This is a genomic window from Aeromonas sp. OTU364 (assembly GCF_038440395.1).
Classification (GTDB): domain Bacteria; phylum Pseudomonadota; class Gammaproteobacteria; order Enterobacterales; family Aeromonadaceae; genus Aeromonas.
Genome location: NZ_JASATR010000019.1, coordinates 61,860 through 81,392 on the forward strand (window position 1 = coordinate 61,860; position 19,533 = coordinate 81,392).

Sequence of the window (19,533 nt, forward strand, 5' to 3'; positions counted from 1 at the left end):
AGCCATTCAAAGCGCGGCAAGGGCAAGCGGTGGCAGCGCTGGCGGATAAGCTGCTTGGTGCACTGCGGGATCTAGGCCTGATTTTAGGGATACTACTTCAGCCTTATGATGTCGATGGGCCCCGTCTCCTGCGAGACGGGGCCCATGCTTTTTTGTATTAGCGCACGGTCTTTATATGGGGTTTGTTTACCTCCGTGAAGGCTTAGCGGGCCAGCTGGGGCTGGCCGCTGATCAGGGCCGAGCTGGTTGGCTGGGCGGCGGGATGCTGCTGGAACTGGCGCACCAGCCGCTCCAGTTCGCCAAGTTGGCGCACCAGCTGAATGATGCCCTGCACGGCGTGGCGGCTGCCCTGGCTTGAGTCATCGGCCAGGGTTTTGATGCTGAGCTCGTTGCGGTCGATGTCGGCGGTGACCTGGGACTGTTCCTGCACCGCCTGGGCTATCTGGTTGCTGCCGGAGGCAATCGCGCTTAAACAAACTCATAGTGAAAATTTCACACGTGGTACATTGCTCTCGGACATATCTATATACGTATGACCCGCTTTGCCAAGGCTGCTAACAGATCAATATTTAACGGTTCTTTATACATTTCCTCGAATAGATTTAAAGTGGGCTGGTCATGCTGCTGCAAATAATGGAAGCTTTTCTTTGAGCCTAAGTACCACAAATCGCGCATTTCAAAATATATCTCCAGAAGATCATGCTGAAGCCAGTTACGACGATAATGACTATCTATGTCTTTATCATGCGCACGCTCCAGCATTTTCATTACCCACTGTTGAAGGTGTGTCTTGTCCACCTCCGACGTTGCCGGTTTGCCATCTGCGAGCTTCTGCTTAACGCGATCCAGGTAGCTGCTTCCTAAACCTTGTGTATCATAAATGACTTTTCCGTCACCGAAGCGAAGGGCTTCTTTGGGAATTGAACTTAGATATTCGGTTGGGTAAACCCATACATCAAGATAAATGCCGTGAAATAACCTCGCATCCTTTTGTTCACTCGGGTGATCACAGAAACAGGCTATGTCGATATCACTGGTTTCGGTTGCCTCATTGCGGGCATAAGAACCATAAAGAATGATTGTACGAGGTGTATATTTCCCTTTCAGCTCTTCCATTGCCAAATCTAGAATGTTGTCCATTTCTACTCCGAGCATATAACACCTGTCAATTTGTCCCTGACAATACAGAAATCCTGGCCACATCTCTACTCGGAAAATCAGGGTCAACATACACGTACATACGGCTTATCAGCTTGCCTGTAAATTCGAATACGCTACAAAAACGGCCCATGGATATATTATTGTCCGGCCAAGAGGTACCATCACTCATTACTCCCCCTTCTTGCCCCTCGACAATCACAGTGTTGCCAGCAGTCGTTATCTTAAAGCCATCTATGTCGTGCCAGATGCTGTTGAGCGAGCTACCAATTCTATTGCCAAACTCAACCAATGCATCCTTTCCTTTAGCTTGACCAAATTTGGGGAAGAAAAAATCAACATTCTCCGAGAACAGGTCAAGATAACTGGGATCACCTGCATCTACTTTCTTGAAATACTCAATCGCAATCTCAACTAAACTTTCCTGTTCCATTACCATTCCTATGTCTCCATTAGTTGTTCGCATAACCGTGATTGGAAGGAGGGGGCGCACTCGCTGGTGCCACTGCCTTTATAAATCCATTTCACTCTGACTATCGTTATAAAAAAACGTTAAATAGATGCCTCGCCAGCAAGTCTAAATCAGTGAATTTTGTGCTTCTCCGGGTCGCCTATCTTGGACTTCAACCACATATTCATATCGCCGACGACCTCTTTGCGCAGGCTTTTCCCGTCACTGTTTTTCAATCCATGGTCAAGCGCTTCATAACGCCGATACTCGATATTTTTCTTCCCGAGCTCTTTAAGACGCTGCATCAATTCATCTGTTTTTTGAGGTGATACCGAGGTATCCATTCCTCCCTGAATGATCAGCAAAGGGGATTTTACGTCTTGCAGGGTATCAAGCTGATCGATGGAGAGCATCTGCTGCCACCAATGATAACCGTGTCCGCTGACTTCAAGCTCAAATGGTTTGCTGCTCCGCACATGCTCGGCAAACCCTTTTAAACCGTCGATCTCTTTTCTCGCCTCTGCGGGGTTTTTTTTATGCTTTGCAGCGATACTGTGTGAGACGTCATCGATAAACCGGCGACCACCGCCATTAAAGGAGATGGTGGCATCGATATAGTCAACATCTGCGGTAACCAGGTTGGCGATAACGGCACCTTCACTGCCGCCCAAGAGGATAAATCTCTTGTATTGGCCGTCTTTTCGGATGATATCGAGTACAACCTTGATATCCGCTACTCGCTGGGCAGGGCTGTCCTTTTCAAGGTATTGAGCAGGGCAGTCCTTGCGTGCCGGATCGGTACTGTATTTTAATTTACTATCAATGTTGTATTTTTCGATTAGCAACAGGTCAGCTTCTGGCCAGACATATTTATAGTCAGAAAATATTGAATCAATTTTCAGTACGCTGTTGCAATCAGAGCCTTGCAGAATCAATAACAGCGTATCTGCGTCATAGGAATGTGGAACCAAATAATACGAGATAGGTGAGCCATCATCTCTGCTTGTAGTATGAGTTATGACCTCTTTCGCGCACACTGGACCTGTCAAAAAGAGCAAAAGCAAAAATATTACCAGGATTTGCATTTTCTTGACCTAATAGTGATGAGGAAATGGTGAGTGTCCCAATAGCTACCGAAGTATTCATTTTCCAGGAATGATATAAATAGCCACCAGTGACCGAATATAATATATAACTCATCGCCTCGATTTTACCCTGAAAGCCTAACGTTTCAGTTATGGTGGAAGACCTTGTGCACGTCTTCATGAAAAAATAATCAATTTAATTTTTTCGGGAAGGAACTAGTTCCCGATAGGAATTGATTTTTCATTTACATAAAGTGATTTAACATCGTTTTTGACAACATACCTGACTGTTGAACCAGAAGGAGCCTTCGCGAAAGATTTGCCATTGATAAAAACCATCTCGTCTTTTAATACGAGTTCATCCTCACCAATGAAGGCATGCCCGCTCTCACCTGATAGCGTGATTTCCCTCTCCGAAGATGATGACGTGGATGAGCTGGAGGAGGCATGTTCTCCAGTTGATGTGGTGACAGACATGTCGTCACATGCGATTATAAAAAGTAAAGAAAGCATAAGGGTGAAAATATGTTTCATAATCTATTCCTAACGCCAGGCTTTGGGGCGGCTGAAGCGCAGTGTAAATCGCCCCAGCCTGGCTGCTGTTGACAATATCATCTTGCTATAAGCGATTAACCACCAAATTCACGGCTAATAATTTGTGTGGGGACAACATTCTCTGGTAAGTCACTCGACATTTTTTGAGCAAGTTCACCAGCCAAACCAAACGCGTTGTCAATGGGATCGACCTCCATTCCGCTTTCGACAGCCAACTCCAAAAACTTCTTGCCAATCTCATTGCACGTATCAACCCAGTTTTTGGGCAGCTCCCCCATGGTGAGCTTAGGTTGACAGACCAGTTGAAATGTATTTTTGCCTTCTTGTATTTGAAATGCCACCTCAACAAATTCACTTTTATATGGGTTGGCTAACGCACTTGAACTAAGTAAAAAAATGGCCCCAATATATGATTTTTTCATGACACGTCCTTGTAATTTGTAACCCCCACCAGGGGGCTGATAACATACGACCGCTAAACTAAGCGGCAACAAAAATAACCATTTCGGTCAATGGGGTTGGAAACGCCGCGCGATGACAGTCTCTCTTGAGGCGTTTGTTAGCTGAATTGCCCAAGATGTAATTCGAGCTGATTACGCAACCCCTGGTTTTCCTGCTGAATCCAGTATTCAACAATTTTATTTCCGCTAACTCGATATACCGCACTGCCTACTGTCGAGAGCGTTAAACCCGTGGGTTCATAACCCAGGATATTCCCTAGATGTCGACCTTCTTGACGCCAACGCACATATACTTTTTCACCTTGGACTAAAAACTCGTCAATGAAAAGCTCATAATCGCCATAAGCCTCGAGAAACTCCTCTACATGTAGACGATAATTTTCCGGGGTTCGCTCTATTGCTTCCGAAACGCCAGACACAATTTGATGGGCTACGACAACCGGGGCTAGATATTGAACGGCCAACTCTGGTTTTTTCCCTGACCGAACGTGTTCGATAAAACCTCTTACCACTTCTTCCACTGACATAAACGCTTCCCTCCATATGACACTGCTCCGCCCTGATAACCGCCATAAACAGGCCAATGTTAAATCAGCCTATTGCCAGCCAGGCTTGGGGGAGGCATTTGTTTGACTTCTTCTTTATCGCGACACTATTGCAGCTGGATAAAAAACAGCCATGGGGCCAGTCATGGAAAGCATCGGCAAGGCTACCGCCCCTGAATTTCAGCCTCCAGCTTGCTGCGCTTTCCCTGCGATATGGCTCTGGTCTGGTTCATGGCTGACTCCGACAAGAGGCGATCCTGATGACTATGTTACCGAACGGAGCCGGTGAGGGAAGGGGGGCAGGGTGATTTCTCGGACAAGATCAATAAATTGAGGGGGCAGCGGGGGCCTGCGGCAGGTTGGATAAGAGGGAGCTCAAGGTGCGACGCTTTCCCGCTCAACGCTCAACGCTCAACGCTCAACGCTCAACGCTCAACGCTCAACGCTCAACGCTCAACGCTCAACGCTCAACGCTCAACGCTCAACGCTCAAGGTTCACGATTCACGGCGTATGAGTGGGGAAGTGAGCGTGACCATTGCCCTGCTGAGGGCCATGTGGCGCAGCCGAGAGGGTCGGCCTGACAAGGGCGAGCAGGTGGTTGGGATAGGGCGAAAAACCCGCGAGTTCAGTCGACGACTCGAATTTGAAACCCGCTCAGACTCCTATGCACCACACAAAAGAGGGGCCCGCTGCCGGTGACGACAGGGGCCCATGTTTTTTTGTATTAGCGCACGCTCTTTGGGTCTGGTTTGCTCCGTGAGGGCTCATCGGGCCAGCAGGGGTTGGCCGCTGGTCAGGGCCGAGCTGGTTGGCTGGGCGGCGGGATGCTGCTGGAACTGGCGCACCAGCCGCTCCAGCTCGCCGAGTTGGCGTACCAGCTGGACTATGCCCTGCACGGCGTGGCGGCTGCCCTGGCTGGAGTCGTCGGCCAGGGTCTTGATGCTGAGCACGCTGCGGTCGATGTCGGCGGTGACCTGGGACTGCTCCTGCACCGCCTGGGCTATCTGGCTGCTGCCGGAGGCCACCTGCAGCAGGCGATCGCTTATCTGTTGCAGCACGTCCCCGGTGGCGGCGGCCTTGAGTCGGCAGATGGCGGAGCGCTGCTCTCCCTTCTCCATCGCCTGTTCCGCATCCCCGGCGCTGCCCTGCAGCAGGGTGATCATCTTCTGGATCTCGCCGGTGGAGGATTGGGTCTTGATGGCCAGGGTGCGGATCTCGTCCGCCACCACCGAGAAGCCGCGACCCGCCTCGCCAGCCCGGGCGGCCTCGATGGCGGCGTTGAGGGCCAGCAGGTTGGTCTGGTTGGCGATGTTGTTGATGACGTCCAGGATGCCGTCGATGGCCCGGCACTGGCTGGCCAGCGCCTCTATCACGGCGCGGGAGGCGATCAGCTCGCTGTGCATCCCCCCCACCTCGACCAGTGTCTCCTGTACGCTGCGGTTGCCCTCCCTGAACAGATCGGCGGTCTCATCGAGCCGATCGGAGGCGGCGGTCGAGCTGTGGGACACCTCGCGGATGGACTCCGCCATCTGGGTGATGGCGGTCGCCACCTGGTTGGTCTGGGCCTGCTGTTGCTGCAGGTTGTCGGTGATGGTCTCGGCGTTGCGCAGATCCGTCTGGGCGGATGTCAGGATCTGCTGGCAGGTCTGCTGGGTGCGGGCCAGCACCGCATTGAACTCGGCCTGGTTCATCTGCATGGCGAGCTCGACGGCGGCCAGGCGATCGACCCGGCCGGTGTAGAGCAGTTGCATCAAGGGGTTGTCGAAGCGGTCGCGGGCCAGGGTATCCAGCCGCGCGAGGCGGCGAGAGAGGGTCTGGTTGATGGCGAGCGCCAGTATCAGGGAGAGGGCGCCGAGGAGAAGGGGCCAGTCAGTGCCGTGTTGATAGCCCAGAGCCACCAGGGCCGCCAGGCAAGGCAGCAGGCAGAGAGTGAGCGCAAGCGTGTGGGAGAAGGGGGGAAGGCGCAGGGCCCGCGGGGTCTTGCCGCTGCGTATCCCCTCATAGACTCGCTCCGCCCGCTGCTTGACTGCGTCATCCGGCGCCGTGCGCACCGACTGGTACTCCACCACCTTGCCGCTCGCATCCTGGATGGGGGTCACGAAGGCGCTGACCCAGTAGTGATCCCCGTTCTTGCAGCGGTTCTTGACCGGGCCCATCCAGCTCTTGCCTTCCCGCAGATGGCGCCACATGTCGGCGAAGGCCTGGGGTGGCATGTCGGGGTGGCGGACCAGGTTGTGGGGCGCTCCCTGCAGCTCCTCCAGGGTGAAGCCGGCGATCTGGCAGAACTCGTCGTTGGCATAGGTGATGCGGCTCTCCAGATCCGTGGTGGAGATGAGGTTCTGGTGCACTGGATAGAGGCGCTCACGCTGGGTAACGGGTTGATTGACTCTCATGGCGGCGTCCGGCTGTGGAGGGGATGATGAGTCCCGACAATTTGGGACTAGTGGTCCCATTGCAAGCCGTGCACCAGAGTGTCAGAAGGCGCTTAAATTGTGTGCAGAATGCATCTTGTTTGCCCAAAACCCGGGAATCGACGAAAACGAGCCGGGCCTGCGTCTCCGCCTGCTGAATCGTTTCGCTTTTTGGGAGCCGTTTTGGCAACGGCGGGACGGGTTTCGCAATTTGGCAAGGCGGGGCCGGGGGCGCCCGCCGTGATCAGCTGGGGAGATCAGGCTCGCCGGCCGGGGCCGGCATCTGGGTTTCTATCTGCAGGTGGGTGGAGAGCAGGGTCTTCAGGTCCTGCAGGTACTCCTCCAGAGGCGGCTCTTCCAGCAGCAGGGCAAGCTCGTTGCCGATGGGGGTGAGGCGGTAATAGAGCAGGGTGAGGTTGCTCTGGCGCTGGCGCAGGCGCCAGCGCTGATTGCCGAAGGCCAGCTCGACCCCGTCCGCAGGCAGGGGACCGGATTCCAATTCGCCGCGGTGCAGCAGGCCGAGATCGCACAGCAGCAGCAAGGCGCTGTAGGGGACCCGGTATTTGCCCAGCCCCATGCGGGTGACCCTGGCGCGGCTGAGCAGGCCAGCCCCCTTGTGCATGCCCAGCAGCAGGCGCTGCTCGTCGCTGCCCTCGTAGTGGCAGGAGAGGGCGCAGATGCGCTGGAACAGCTGGGCTTCGCGCTGGGTCATCTCCTTGAGGGTGTTGAGGGCCCGGATGGAGAAGCGGCCCGGGGTCGCCACCTCCAGGGCGAAGATCCGCCCCCACAGCTGCTGCATGGGCACCATGCTGATGTCTTCGGCCAGTTGCAGGAAGCGGGTCAGCCAGTCGCTGTCCATCTCGCCGCCGGCCGCCGTCTCTTCACAGTGGCGGGCGGCCATCACCATGATGGCCTCCAGATTGCGCTGGCGGGCAGCCTGATCCGCCAAATGGCGGAAGGTGGCGCGCTGTTCGAAGGTGCTGTCGCTGTTGCGGGTCAGCATGCCGTCTATGCCACGGCTGCGGGCCAGGCGCAGGGTCTGCTCCTGGCTGCTCAGGATGGCACTCTCTTTCTTGGGGGGCAGGTCGGCCATGCTGGCTCCGTGATCGCAGGGTCTGGTGTTGAATGTTACTCCAACCGGGCCCATGAACAATCCCTCAGGCGGGGACGGCGTCACCGGGCCCAGGATAAAAAAATGGCCTCCCGCAGGAGGCCATCGGTGTGGCTTACTCTTCGTAGACGCTGACCTCGACCGCATCCATGGAGTAGGAGGCGGTCGCCATCTCGTGGCTGGAGCTGACGGTGTGCATCTTGCCCTTGACCCAGATGGCGTCCCAGAGATCGTCCACCGGTGCCCCCTTGGGGTAGCTCACGTAGATCACCTGGTTGGTGGGGGGCGGCGGCACGTGGATGCAGGCGCCGAAGTAGGGCACCAGCAGGAAGGCGGTGATGGTCTTGGCATCCCCCTCTAGTGGCACCACGAAGCCGGGGATCCGCACCTCCTGGTTGTCCAGCTTCTTGTTCACCCCGCCCACCGGCTGCGGCACCGACATGGGATCTTCGTGATTGACCTGGGGCGGTGGCAGCAGCTTCTCCCCCTCCGGGATCAAGACGTCCCAGTCGATGGTCTTGTAATCGGCGGCCATGGCAGGCAGCACCAGCAGGCCGGCCAGCAGCGCCACTATCTTCCACTTCATCATCTGTCCTTCTTTCTTGGTCGTATGCGTCCGGGGTCAGACGCGGATGCTCATGCCGTCGCTCAGGCTGTAGCGGTAAGCGCGGGCGGCGGGGAGCAGGCCGATCACCATGCCCGCCAGCCAGACCAGCCCCAGCAGTTGCCACTCATAGGCACTCGGCAGCCCCAGGCTCATTTGCAGGCCATAGTGGCTGAGCAACCAGGGGGTGGCAAGCCCCTGGCCGAGATAGAGCGCGGCCACCCCGAGGGCGATGCCGAGGGTGGTCAGCGCCATCGCCTCCAGCGCCAGCAGCAGGAAGAGGTGGGAGGGTCCCGCGCCCAGGGATCTCAATATGGCGAGCTCGCGGCGCCGCTCGTTGAGCCCCGCCAGCAGGGTGGTCAGCATGCCGATGAGGCCCGCCACCACCACGAAGCCGGCGATCACAGAGAGTGCCGTCTCCGCCACGCTCATCAGGCTCCACAGCTCCTGCAGGGCGGCCCCTGGCAGGATGGCCATCAGCGGCTCCCTGGGGTAGGTGTTGATGCTGCGCTGCAGCTGGAACGCCAAGATGCGATTACTGAGGCCCACCATAAAGGCGGTGATGGTCTTGGGGGTGAGATCCAGCGCCAGCGCCTGCTCCGGGGTGACGTTCTTGCTGTGACGGCCGGTGTCCCAGCCCAGGTGGATCGCCTCTATGCCCGCCAGCGGCACATGTATGGTGCGATCTATGGGGGTACCGGTCGGTGCCAGAATGCCCACCACCTTGAACGGCATGTTGTCGTGCTGGCTGAAGGAGGTGTTGCCGGCGCCGTGGGCGATGACGATGGCTTGATCCAGCTTGTAGCCCAGCTTCTGTGCCACCTGGGCGCCCAGCACCGCCTCGAACGGCGTCTCGAACGGACGTCCCTCGCGCAGTTGCAGCGACTGCTGCTGGCCGTACTTCAGATGGGTGAAGTAGTCGCCGTTGGTGCCGAGCACCCTGAACCCCTTATGGGAGTCACCGAGGGAGAGGGGGATGGTCCAGGCGACGCCTGGCTTTGTCTTGATGGCCTGGTAGGAGTCCCACCCCACGTTGTTGGTGGGGTTGCCGATGCGAAACACCGAGTAGAGCAGCAGGTTCACCTGACCGGAGCGGGCGCCGACGATGAGATCGGTACCCGAGACGGTGTTGGAGAAGCTTTCGCGCGCCTGGGTGCGTACCCGCTCCACCCCGAGCAGCAGGGTGACGCTGATGGCGACGGCCAGCAGGGTGAGCCCGGCGGTGAGGCGACGGGCCCAGAGACTTTGCAGGGCGAGTTTCAGCATGATGCCCTCCGTTTATACGCTTGTGATCGACCCGGTACGACGGGGCTGGCCGGGCAGAGGCCCTGGCTTGCGTTAGTCATCATGCGGCCCTCCGGTTGAGCAGTTGCAGATTCTCCACTCGGGGGAAGAGGGGCTCCAGATAGGGGTCGTGGCTGACGAAGACGAGGGTCGATCCCTGCTTGTCGCACTCCTCGAACAGCAGCCGGATGAAGGCGGCTCTGTTGTCGGTATCCAAGGCCGAGGTGGGCTCGTCGGCGATCACCAGGGGGGGCGAGCCGATCAGCGCCCGAGCGGCGGCGACCCGCTGCTGCTGGCCGATGCTGAGGGCGTGGACGGGTCTGTGCAGCGCCTCGTCCGGCAGTTGCAGCTCCCCTAGCAGGCGGCGCGCCTCCTGCTCCGGGCTCCCCTGCAGGCGGGCGCGCTTCTCGGGGGAGAAGGTGAGGGCGGCGGTGACGTTGTCCAGCACGGATAAAAATGGCAGCAGATTGAACTGCTGGAAGATGTACCCCAGATTGGCCGCCCGGAAGTGGTCACGGGCACGGCCGGAGAGCCGGGCCAATGGCTGGCCCAGTACCTCCAGGGTGCCGTGGTTGGCGGTCTGGATCCCGGCCAGCAAGCCGAGCAGTGTGGACTTGCCACAGCCCGACGGCCCCTTGATAAACACCCGCTCCCCCTCGCTGATGCGCAGGGCGGGCAGATCGAGCACGGCCTCGCCACCTGGCCAGGCAAAGGCCAGATCGCGGATCTCAACCACGGCGTTTTTCATGGCGTTACCAGCTCAGCTTGTTGGCGGACGGGGTCAGCTCGGCCGCGGTCTGGCCGGTGGGCAGTATGCCCTGCACGCTCAGCTTCTCCAGGCTCGGGTAGAGGCTGAACAGGGTGGCCTCCAGGCCGGTGAGCTTGGCCGGAGTGGCGCAGGTGTAGGTATACATGGCTCCGAGATCGGCGTGACCAGTGTCGGCGTGACCTTCTTCGTCATGATGGTGTTCATGTTCGTCGCTGGCAGCCTTGTCATGGTCATCGTCATGATCGTGATCCTCTTTGGCGGCTTGCAGCTCCTGCTGGGTCAGCTTGCAGCCGGCGGCCGGGTCCAGGCGGAACAGGGCGTCAGGCTGCTGGAGGCGGGCCACCGCCTTGGCGTATTGCGCCTTCTCTTCATCGCTCTTGGCGGCGTGCTCGAAACCCACCAGATCGGCGGCAGGTGCCTCCAGCTCGATCATCAGCTGGTTGCCGTCGACCACCAGATTGAGATGGCCGTGGCCGTGCTCGTGGGCACCGTGGCCGTGACTGTCGTGTTCATCGTGGTTTGCCTGCACGCCGAATGCTGCGGCCGCCAGTAACAGGGTGACTGCTTTCATCGTTAATCCTTTGAAAAATTTATTGAAAAATGGATTTATCCGGATAAGCGATGAAGCGGTGGTGGTGCACGAATGCGGCACTGGCCAGCAGTGGTGGGAGTGACATTCGGCAGGGTGGCGCCGATAAACAGCGCTATGGCAGAGGACGGGGTGGGGACGACGGGGGTCGGGGTTAGTGCCAGCTTGCCATCCAGATGCAGGGCGCAGAGGGAACAGGCGTGGCTATGTTCGGGCAGGTCGGCTTCGAGCGGGTGCTGTGCCAGCGCCGGTTGCATCCACAACCAGCCCAGCAGCAACACCCAGATTGTCAACGTGGAACGACCCATAGACCCTTATGGAAAGGGCGCCATCAGCGCCCTTCTCTCTGATTCAGAGATGGGACTGGATGAGCCCCATCACCTTGGTTATCTCGGTGGCATCGAGCTGGCCATCTTTGGCAAACAGCACCTTGCCCTCTTTATCCAGCACTATGATGGCCGAACTCTCCGGTGCCAGATCCCAGGCGTTGCGGGCCATGCCCTTGGCATCCAGCACCATGGCGGACCAGGGGAACTCTTTCTTGCTGTCTTCGGCGCTGCTCTTCACAAAGCCGGAGGTACCCCAGATGGCGTCATTGCTGTTGATGATGGTGACCGTCTGGTACTTGTCATGGGGCAGCTTGGCCGCCTTGATCGCCTCTATCATGGGGGCGTTGAGCTCCTTGGCGCTGGAGCGACCCGCGATATGCTGGATCAGAAAGACCTTGCCGGTCAGTACCTTGCTTTGCCAGGGCTGATAGCTGATCGCTTTATCCTTCAGCACAAGCTCACCCTTGTCGCCGATGTTGACCAGCGGCACCAGGGCCGACTCCTTGATGTTGTGGGCCAGAACCAGGGTTGGCAGCAGCGCCAGGGTAAGTACGAGATGTTTCATCCGTATGACACTCCTTTGTTATGTTATAACGATTTTGGGATCGAGGGAATGGGACAACCCACATCCTAAACTGATCGGATCTGTTTAAAAAGTGTTAAATAAACGCGAGAGTTGATCAGGTCGCAGCATCAATCTGCCCCTGAATCTGCAAACAACGGCGGCAAGGATGGCACTGAGTCGATAAAAATCAACTGGTTGCCCATGTTTTGGACGCTGGACTCAATAGAGTGGCTCACTGACCAGGGGGATCTGGGCCATGGTCATCTGCTGGGCCAGCAGGGGGGAGCCGGTCAGCAGCACGTGGCGCTGGTTGTCTATCACCAGGGTATCTCCTTCCAGCCCGCTGTCGGCGGTGATGGCGAGCCAGGCCGGCGAGACGCTGCCGATGCTGATGCCCGGATAGATGATGCTGAGGTTGTATTGCGGTGCCAACTCCGCCAGCAGGCTGGCCATCAGCAGCGCCTTCTCGTCGCTGTCGGCCTTGTTGTCCTGCAGGGCCTGCAGGGGCGGGGCGAAGTGATCCATCTGCTCGGGCGGGGTGGGGATGGCGCTCAGCCACTCCTGCAACAGGGTGACGCTGGTGGCCAGATCCTTGGCCGAGAACTGCCTGGCCAGGGGCTTGAGATCCCCCTTGAATTGGTAGAACAGCTGGGAGTAGTTGGGTCTCACGCAGGGGAGCTGGCGATTGGCCGGGTGCACGCAGGGCAGCACCCGCATCTCGTAGAAGGCATCTTCCTGATACTGCTCGTAGGCTTGCCAGAACTGGGTGGATTCTAAGCTGTTGTCATGCAGGGTGAAGGCCTGCTCCAGATTGCGAAACTTGGTCGCCGTCTCCGGGCTGTGCTGGTTGATCTGGTTGATGCTGTTGTAGAGCCTGGGGCTGATGTAGGAGTAGAGGGTCTCCAGCGGGTAGTTGAGAGAGGTATCGAGCAGGGTCATCTCGTGGCGGCTGGCCGAGAGGACCCGCTCGTCCGTGCTCAGTTGCAGGTGCTTGCGTTGACCGTCGGCGGATTGCCACTGCCAGCTCAGGTTGACCTCGTTGGCCATAGCCGCGGAGCCGAAGAGTAGACTCCACAACAGGCCTTGTGCCAGTTTCATGGTGTGCATCCTGCTTGGGTGATACTAAACAACTAGGTGAGCCGACGGAATTTGGATTGGTTTAGTGATGACGATATTGGTAATTATCTGATCCAGCTTTAAATTTAATCAGGGAAATAAGTCATGCGGGAAATAACCATGAAGCCTGTTTCAATGTGTTTGCTGATATTGCTCTCGTTGCCGGCACTGGCGGGTCAGGTGATCGTCAATCAGGGCATGTCCACGGCAGATACCTTCGCCCTGCGGGATCAGCTGGCACGGGAACATGAGTGGCAGGAGTGGTTGCGGTTCCAGCAGGCCGTCAAGTGGCTGGAGGTGCTGCCGGTCAACTGCGATCTGGTGGGGGGCGCCGGGCGGGAATATCGCTGTGGCGACAACTATTACCGCCCCTATCGACAGAACGGGCGCGACCTCTATATCCAGGGGGATCCCCCCGACCAGTCCCCGCAACGGCCGATAAAAAAGGCGCCATAAGGCGCCTTTTTTTTGCGAGAGAGACGCTTACTTGGCAGCGTAACGCTCGGCAGAAGTCAGGATTTCGGCTTCGGCGGCGGCCTTGTCGCCCCAGCCTTCCACCTTGACCCACTTGCCTGCTTCCAGCTCTTTGTAGCGCTCGAAGAAGTGCTGGATCTGGGCTTTCAGCAGCTCGGGCAGGTCGTTCACATCCTGGATGTGATCGTACTGCTTGGTCAGCTTGGAGTGGGGAACGGCCACGATCTTGGCATCTTCGCCAGATTCGTCGGTCATCTTCAGCACGCCGACCGGGCGGCAGCGGATGACGGAGCCGGCCAGCAGCGGGTAGGGAGTCGGCACCAGCACGTCGACGGGATCCCCGTCCAGGGACAGGGTGGCGTTCACGTAACCGTAGTTGCACGGGTAGAACATAGGGGTAGACATGAAGCGATCAACGAAGATGGCACCGCTGTCCTTGTCGACTTCGTATTTGATCGGGTCGGCATTCTGCGGGATTTCGATGATGACGTAGATGTCGTCAGGCAGGCTCTTGCCAGCCGGTACCAGGTTCAGGCTCATGACGTTTCCTTTGAGTGTTGGAGTCAAGTTTGCAGGCCGACATTATAGCGATGTCCCGTCAAATGACCATATTTCGCGGGCAGGGGAGCACGCTGGTGGATGTCGCGCCGCCTGAGTTCGCCCTATTTCTGTCGCCTCGCCGGACCTGACTGCGCTCTGGCCATGGTCGCGGCTTGTGCCACCGGGTCAACAGACCCTAGAATGCGCACTCCCTTTACTGGAAAAGGCAGCGGTATGCACATTCACATTCTCGGGATCTGCGGCACCTTCATGGGTGGTCTGGCGGTGTTGGCGAAACAGCTGGGCTATCGAGTCACCGGCTCGGATGCCAACGTCTATCCCCCCATGAGCACCCAGCTCGAGCAGCAAGGCATAGAGCTGACCGAGGGTTATGACCCGTCCCAGCTCGATCCGGCGCCGGATCTGGTGGTGATCGGCAACGCCATGAGCCGTGGCAACCCTTGCGTGGAGTATGTGCTGGATCGCAATCTGCCCTACATCTCCGGCCCCCAGTGGCTGCTGGAGCACGTGCTGCAGGATCGCTGGGTGCTGGCCGTAGCGGGCACCCATGGCAAGACCACCACCGCCAGCATGCTGGCCTGGGTGCTGGAGTACGCCAAGCTGGAGCCCGGCTTCCTCATCGGCGGCGTACCGGGCAACTTCCCGGTTTCCGCCCGTCTGGGCGCAGCCCCCTTCTTCGTCATCGAAGCGGACGAGTATGACTGCGCCTTCTTCGACAAGCGCTCCAAGTTCGTCCACTACCACCCGCGCACCCTGGTGATGAACAACCTGGAGTTCGACCACGCGGACATCTTCCCGGATCTCGCCGCCATCCAGCGTCAGTTCCACCACCTGATGCGCACCGTGCCGAGCAATGGCCGGGTGCTGTTCCCCCAGGCCGACGACAACCTCACCGCCGTGCGCAAGATGGGCTGCTGGAGCGAGGTGGAGCTGGTGGGTCAGGACGACGCCAAGTGGAAGGCGGTCAAGCTGGCCGATGACGGCTCCGCCTTCGAGGTGTGGCTGGATGGGAGCAAGCAGGGGGAGGTGCACTGGGAGTGCATCGGCGAGCACAACGTCAACAACGGCCTGATGGCCATCGCCGCCGCCCGCCATGCCGGTGTCATGGTGGAACACGGGATCAAAGCTCTCTGCCAGTTCAAGTCCCCCAAGCGGCGGATGGAGCTCAAGGGCGAGGTGGCAGGCATCAGCGTCTATGACGACTTCGCCCACCACCCCACCGCCATCGAGACCACCCTCGGCGGCCTGCGCGCCAAGGTGGGTGAATCCCGGATCCTGGCGGTGCTGGAGCCCCGTTCCAACACCATGAAGCTCGGGGTGCATAAAGAAGAGCTGGCCGGCTGCTTCGACGGCGCCGACCAGGCGTTCTTCTTCCAGCCGTCCAACATCGGCTGGGATCTCGGGGAGGTGACAGCCCACATGAGCCGCCCGGCGCAAGTGTTTGACGATCTGGAAACCCTGATCGGCGCCCTGGTGGCCGAGAGCCGCGCGGGGGATCATATTCTGATCATGAGCAACGGCGGCTTCGGTGGCATTCACGACAAGCTGATCGCCCGCCTCAGGCAAGGCACATCATGAACAAGCAGATCACCCTGGCGCTGACCGGCGCCTCCGGCGCCCCCTATGCCCTGCGCCTGCTCCAGTGTCTGGTGCAGGCGGACTATCGGGTCTACCTGCTCGCCTCATCGGCGGCCAGAGTGGTGCTCAAGACCGAGCAGCAGCAGGAGTGGCCCGGCTCGCCGAAAGAGCTGTCGGCCTATCTCTGTCGCCAGTATGGCGCCAAAGAGGGGCAGATAATCGCCTGCGGCAAGGAGGAGTGGTTCTCGCCGGTGGCCTCCGGCTCGGCGGCGCCGAAACAGATGGTGGTCTGTCCCTGCTCCATGGGCACCGTCTCGGCCATTGCCAACGGCACCTCGGACAACCTGCTGGAGCGGGCGGCGGACGTGGTGATCAAGGAGCGCGGCCAGCTCATTCTGGTGCCCCGCGAGAGCCCCTTCTCCGCGATCCATCTGGAGAACATGCTGAAACTGGCGCGGCTCGGGGTGACCATCATGCCTGCCGCACCGGGGTTCTACCATGAGCCGAAAAGCATCGAGGATCTGGTGGACTTCATGGTCGCCCGCATTCTCGATCATCTGGGTGTCGAGCATGAGCTGACCAGTCGCTGGGGCTATGCCAAGTCCTGAGTCAGCGAGACGAAAGAGAGACAAACAAAAGCGGCGCCGACCTGAACAGTCCGGCGCCGCTTTTTATTGGCAGGGAGGATCAGACCACCTGGAGGGGGGCCGTCACGTACTTGAACAGAAAATCGGTCACTTCTTCCCGGCTCGGGCGCTGTGGCTGATTGATCATCTGCATCATGACGTAGCCGAACCCGGTCAGGGAGCGGGCCAGATCCTGCGCGGACAGCACGCTCTGGATCTCGCCGCTGTCCATGGCCGCTTGCAGGTGGGGGGCGATGCGCTCCAGCGCCTTGTCCAGCAGGCGGGTGTAACGGGGCCAGACCTCTTCCCGTACCGATGAGCTCCATTCCAGCCAGATGCTGGCGTGGTCCGGTTTGTCATAGGCGGCGTCAACGAACAGCTTCACATGGCGGTGGATGCTGTCCCTGACCGAGCCCTGGCCGTTGTAGGCCTGTTCGAGGATCTGCTGCACAAAGCCTTCAATCTCTGCCAGCACTTCATCGACCAGATCTTCACGGGTGTTGAAATAGTTGAACACGGTGGCAACCGAGACTTTGGCCTGCTCGGCAATCTCGGCATGTCCCGCACGGCCGATGCCGCGACGGGAAAATACCTCGATGGCACATTCCATCAATTGATCACGACGAGCCTCCGGCGACAGCCGGGTCCGACGTCTTATTTCTGCGCGTGGTTCCATAGTTTTTTCATCTAATAGTTATTGATTATGGTGTTTATAGTATTGTCACCGATAATGCCCGAAGGCTTGCTAACTCTATCAATTAAAATAAGCCGATAAAAGCATCACGTATGCCTGACGCCTTCCGGTTGGAGTGGTAGAATCATCGGTTTTGATGTTAATGAACGGCCAATAACCCTTTGGCCATTATTGGAGTATGTGATGAAACACAACGTCGAGGTGATGATCTCCGAGGCCGAGGTCGCCGCCCGGATCGCCAAACTGGGTGAAGAGATCACCGCCCGTTACCAGGGCTCCGATGAAGTCGTGATGATTGGCCTCTTGCGCGGCTCCTGCGTCTTCCTGGCCGATCTCTGCCGTCAGTGCCAGCTGCCCATCACCCTGGATTTTATGACTGCCTCCAGCTATGGCTCCGGCATGCACAGCACCCGTGACGTGCGTATCCTCAAGGATCTGGATGATGACATCAAAGGCAAGGACGTGGTGATCGTCGAGGACATCATCGACACCGGTTACACCCTCAACAAGGTGCGCGAGATCCTCTCCCTGCGCGAACCGAAATCCCTGGCCATCTGCACCCTGCTGGACAAGCCGTCCCGTCGTGAGGTCCAGGTGCCGGTGGACTGGATTGGCTTCGCCATTCCGGACGAGTTCGTGGTGGGCTGTGGCATCGACTATGCCCAGAAGTACCGTAATCTGCCCTTCATCGGCAAGGTAGTTCCGCAAGAGTAAGCAAGGCTCGGACGTGGCAGGGCAGCTTGGCCGCCCGCCATCGACTGTCTTCAGGCGGCGCTCGAGCCGCCTTTTCTGTCTCGAGATGGGCTCATCCATCACAGGGGTTGCAATGAACGCATTGGAAATCAGCGGTCTGAAGAAGACCTATCAGGGGGGCGTCGAAGCCCTCAAGGGCATAGATCTCACCGTCAAGCAGGGGGATTTCTTCGCCCTGCTCGGCCCGAACGGGGCGGGCAAGTCCACCACCATCGGCGTGATCAGTTCGCTGGTGAACAAGAGTGCCGGCAAGGTCAAGGTGTTCGGTTACGACATCGACACCGATCTGGAGCTGGCCAAGGCCCAGCTCGGGCTGGTGCCCCAGGAGTTCAACTTCAGCCAGTTCGAGAAGGTGAGCCAGATTGTCACCCACCAGGCCGGTTTCTACGGCGTGCCAAGTGCCGAGGCCAAGGTGCGCGCCGAGAAGTACCTGCGCCAGCTCGATCTGTGGGACAAGCGCGACATGGCGGCCCGCACCCTCTCCGGCGGCATGAAACGCCGGTTGATGATAGCCCGCGCCCTGATGCACGAGCCCAGGCTGCTGATCCTGGATGAGCCGACCGCCGGGGTGGACATCGAGATCCGTCGTTCCATGTGGAGTTTCCTCAAGGATCTGAACGAGCAGGGTGTCACCATCATACTCACCACCCATTACCTGGAAGAGGCCGAGATGCTGTGCCGCAACATCGGCATCATCGACAAGGGGCGCCTCATCGAGAACACCAGCATGAAGAACCTGCTCGGCAAGCTGGGCCGCGAGACCTTCCTGCTGGATCTGGTGCCCGGCAGCCAGGTGCCGACCCTGCCCGAATTCAACGGTCGCATGCAGGATGAGCACACCCTGGAGGTGGAGCTGGACAAGAGCCAGTCCCTCAACAGCCTGTTCGAGCAGCTCTCCGCCCAGGGGGTGAAAGTGCTGAGCATGCGCAACAAGGCAAACCGGCTGGAAGAGCTGTTCGTCAACCTGGTAGAGGAGGGTCGCAAAGCATGAACCCCATGACCTATTACATCGCCTTCAAGAGCATACTGGCCAAGGAAGTGAGCCGCTTTACCCGGATCTGGATCCAGACCCTGGTGCCGCCGGCCATCACCATGAGCCTCTACTTCGTCATCTTCGGCAACCTCATCGGCTCGCGCATCGGCGACATGGGGGGCTTCAGCTACATGGAGTTCATCGTGCCCGGTCTCATCATGATGTCGGTCATCACCAACTCCTACTCCAACGTCGCCTCCTCCTTCTACAGTGCCAAGTTCCAGCGCAACGTGGAGGAGCTGCTGGTGGCGCCGGTGCCCAACTACATCATCATCGCCGGCTACGTGGGCGGCGGCGTGGCCCGGGGCCTGTGTGTCGGCCTCATCGTCACCCTGGTGTCGCTGTTCTTCGTGCCGCTGCAGGTCCACCACCTGTTCAGCGTCTGCTTCACCGTGCTGCTGACCTCGATCCTGTTCTCCCTGGGGGGGCTGATCAACGCCGTGTTCGCGAAGTCGTTCGATGACATCAGCATCATCCCGACCTTCATCCTGACGCCGCTCACCTATCTGGGGGGGGTCTTCTACTCCATCAGCCTGCTGCCGCCGTTCTGGCAGGGGGTCTCCCAGGTGAACCCCATCATCTACATGGTGAATGCGTTCCGCTACGGCTTCCTCGGCATCTCCGACGTGCCGCTCGGCACCGCCTACCTCATCATCATCGGCTTCATCGTCGCCCTCTACGGGCTGGCCTGGTGGCTGATTTCCCGGGGTACCGGGCTGCGCCACTGAGGCGCAAGCCGGCCAGCAAAAAGGCGCCCTCGGGCGCCTTTTTTATGTGCTT

The 19,533-nt window shown here is 58.6% G+C and carries 23 protein-coding genes and 1 pseudogene; 6 read left to right on the forward strand and 18 right to left on the reverse strand.

Going from position 1 to position 19,533, the window contains the following annotated elements:
* Window positions 1-202: 202 nt before the first annotated feature.
* From AAHB08_RS17120 to AAHB08_RS17195, 16 genes and pseudogenes are all read right to left on the reverse strand, one after another.
* A pseudogene (locus tag AAHB08_RS17120) lies at window positions 203-472 on the reverse strand (methyl-accepting chemotaxis protein); the annotation flags it as partial.
* A gap of 50 nt (window positions 473-522) precedes the next feature.
* A complete protein-coding gene (locus tag AAHB08_RS17125; protein WP_342059597.1) occupies window positions 523-1,140 on the reverse strand; it encodes a nucleotidyltransferase domain-containing protein in 618 nt (205 codons plus the stop codon).
* A 25-nt stretch (window positions 1,141-1,165) separates the two neighbouring features.
* On the reverse strand, window positions 1,166-1,591 hold the full coding sequence (locus tag AAHB08_RS17130; protein ID WP_342059598.1) for a nuclear transport factor 2 family protein: 426 nt from the start codon (window positions 1,589-1,591) through the stop codon (window positions 1,166-1,168).
* A gap of 149 nt (window positions 1,592-1,740) precedes the next feature.
* The gene (locus AAHB08_RS17135; protein ID WP_342059599.1) at window positions 1,741-2,694 is read right to left on the reverse strand and encodes an alpha/beta hydrolase family protein; all 954 of its coding nucleotides are present in this window, start codon (window positions 2,692-2,694) and stop codon (window positions 1,741-1,743) included.
* A 216-nt stretch (window positions 2,695-2,910) separates the two neighbouring features.
* Complete coding sequence (locus AAHB08_RS17140; RefSeq protein ID WP_342059600.1) at window positions 2,911-3,228, reverse strand: hypothetical protein; 318 nt, start codon at window positions 3,226-3,228, stop codon at window positions 2,911-2,913.
* A gap of 95 nt (window positions 3,229-3,323) precedes the next feature.
* Window positions 3,324-3,671: a hypothetical protein gene (locus AAHB08_RS17145; protein ID WP_202047176.1), complete on the reverse strand. Its 348-nt coding sequence runs from the start codon at window positions 3,669-3,671 to the stop codon at window positions 3,324-3,326.
* A 137-nt stretch (window positions 3,672-3,808) separates the two neighbouring features.
* On the reverse strand, window positions 3,809-4,237 hold the full coding sequence (locus AAHB08_RS17150; RefSeq protein WP_202047175.1) for an ester cyclase: 429 nt from the start codon (window positions 4,235-4,237) through the stop codon (window positions 3,809-3,811).
* A 783-nt stretch (window positions 4,238-5,020) separates the two neighbouring features.
* Complete coding sequence (locus AAHB08_RS17155; RefSeq protein ID WP_342059601.1) at window positions 5,021-6,649, reverse strand: methyl-accepting chemotaxis protein; 1,629 nt, start codon at window positions 6,647-6,649, stop codon at window positions 5,021-5,023.
* Between the two features lie 262 nt (window positions 6,650-6,911).
* Window positions 6,912-7,760, reverse strand: a complete 849-nt coding sequence (locus AAHB08_RS17160) for a TIGR03899 family protein (RefSeq protein WP_202047173.1) — start codon at window positions 7,758-7,760, stop codon at window positions 6,912-6,914.
* 133 nt (window positions 7,761-7,893) lie between these two features.
* Window positions 7,894-8,367 (reverse strand): DUF3299 domain-containing protein, encoded by a 474-nt coding sequence (locus AAHB08_RS17165; RefSeq protein ID WP_139434054.1) that lies wholly within the window; start codon window positions 8,365-8,367, stop codon window positions 7,894-7,896.
* A 33-nt stretch (window positions 8,368-8,400) separates the two neighbouring features.
* The gene (locus AAHB08_RS17170) at window positions 8,401-9,648 is read right to left on the reverse strand and encodes an ABC transporter permease (RefSeq protein WP_139434055.1); all 1,248 of its coding nucleotides are present in this window, start codon (window positions 9,646-9,648) and stop codon (window positions 8,401-8,403) included.
* Window positions 9,649-9,727: 79 nt separating this feature from the next.
* Complete coding sequence (locus tag AAHB08_RS17175; protein WP_342059602.1) at window positions 9,728-10,414, reverse strand: ABC transporter ATP-binding protein; 687 nt, start codon at window positions 10,412-10,414, stop codon at window positions 9,728-9,730.
* Between the two features lie 4 nt (window positions 10,415-10,418).
* Window positions 10,419-11,006 (reverse strand): DUF2796 domain-containing protein, encoded by a 588-nt coding sequence (locus AAHB08_RS17180; RefSeq protein WP_342059603.1) that lies wholly within the window; start codon window positions 11,004-11,006, stop codon window positions 10,419-10,421.
* 35 nt (window positions 11,007-11,041) lie between these two features.
* Window positions 11,042-11,332 carry a hypothetical protein gene (locus AAHB08_RS17185; RefSeq protein WP_342059604.1) on the reverse strand — a complete coding sequence of 97 codons (291 nt, stop codon included), beginning with the start codon at window positions 11,330-11,332 and terminating at the stop codon, window positions 11,042-11,044.
* A 43-nt stretch (window positions 11,333-11,375) separates the two neighbouring features.
* Complete coding sequence (locus AAHB08_RS17190; RefSeq protein WP_342059605.1) at window positions 11,376-11,918, reverse strand: YtfJ family protein; 543 nt, start codon at window positions 11,916-11,918, stop codon at window positions 11,376-11,378.
* A gap of 219 nt (window positions 11,919-12,137) precedes the next feature.
* Window positions 12,138-13,016 (reverse strand): hypothetical protein, encoded by an 879-nt coding sequence (locus tag AAHB08_RS17195; RefSeq protein ID WP_202047168.1) that lies wholly within the window; start codon window positions 13,014-13,016, stop codon window positions 12,138-12,140.
* Between the two features lie 123 nt (window positions 13,017-13,139).
* On the opposite strand from AAHB08_RS17195, the gene AAHB08_RS17200 reads away from it, so the two are divergent.
* Window positions 13,140-13,490 carry a hypothetical protein gene (locus tag AAHB08_RS17200; protein WP_342059606.1) on the forward strand — a complete coding sequence of 117 codons (351 nt, stop codon included), beginning with the start codon at window positions 13,140-13,142 and terminating at the stop codon, window positions 13,488-13,490.
* Window positions 13,491-13,517: 27 nt separating this feature from the next.
* On the opposite strand, the gene ppa is transcribed toward AAHB08_RS17200, so the two are convergent.
* A complete protein-coding gene (gene ppa / locus AAHB08_RS17205; RefSeq protein ID WP_005329022.1) occupies window positions 13,518-14,048 on the reverse strand; it encodes an inorganic diphosphatase in 531 nt (176 codons plus the stop codon).
* A gap of 234 nt (window positions 14,049-14,282) precedes the next feature.
* On the opposite strand from ppa, the gene mpl reads away from it, so the two are divergent.
* Window positions 14,283-15,647, forward strand: coding sequence for a UDP-N-acetylmuramate:L-alanyl-gamma-D-glutamyl-meso-diaminopimelate ligase (mpl, locus tag AAHB08_RS17210; protein ID WP_342059607.1), 1,365 nt, complete (start codon window positions 14,283-14,285; stop codon window positions 15,645-15,647).
* Window positions 15,644-16,255: a flavin prenyltransferase UbiX gene (locus tag AAHB08_RS17215; protein ID WP_342059608.1), complete on the forward strand. Its 612-nt coding sequence runs from the start codon at window positions 15,644-15,646 to the stop codon at window positions 16,253-16,255. Before mpl ends, AAHB08_RS17215 begins: the two co-directional genes overlap by 4 nt.
* A 79-nt stretch (window positions 16,256-16,334) precedes the next feature.
* Here the strand turns inward: AAHB08_RS17215 and AAHB08_RS17220 are convergent, their stop codons facing one another.
* Window positions 16,335-16,949, reverse strand: a complete 615-nt coding sequence (locus AAHB08_RS17220) for a TetR/AcrR family transcriptional regulator (protein WP_025328201.1) — start codon at window positions 16,947-16,949, stop codon at window positions 16,335-16,337.
* 201 nt (window positions 16,950-17,150) lie between these two features.
* Between AAHB08_RS17220 and hpt the strand changes: the two genes are divergently transcribed.
* The 3 genes from hpt (at window position 17,151) to AAHB08_RS17235 (ending at window position 19,481) form a co-directional block, all read left to right on the forward strand.
* On the forward strand, window positions 17,151-17,681 hold the full coding sequence (hpt, locus tag AAHB08_RS17225; protein ID WP_041205063.1) for a hypoxanthine phosphoribosyltransferase: 531 nt from the start codon (window positions 17,151-17,153) through the stop codon (window positions 17,679-17,681).
* A 112-nt stretch (window positions 17,682-17,793) separates the two neighbouring features.
* Entirely contained in the window at window positions 17,794-18,711 is a 918-nt protein-coding gene (locus AAHB08_RS17230) for an ABC transporter ATP-binding protein (protein WP_139434064.1), read from the forward strand.
* Window positions 18,708-19,481: an ABC transporter permease gene (locus AAHB08_RS17235; RefSeq protein WP_025328198.1), complete on the forward strand. Its 774-nt coding sequence runs from the start codon at window positions 18,708-18,710 to the stop codon at window positions 19,479-19,481. Before AAHB08_RS17230 ends, AAHB08_RS17235 begins: the two co-directional genes overlap by 4 nt.
* The last annotated feature ends 52 nt before the right edge of the window (window positions 19,482-19,533 follow it).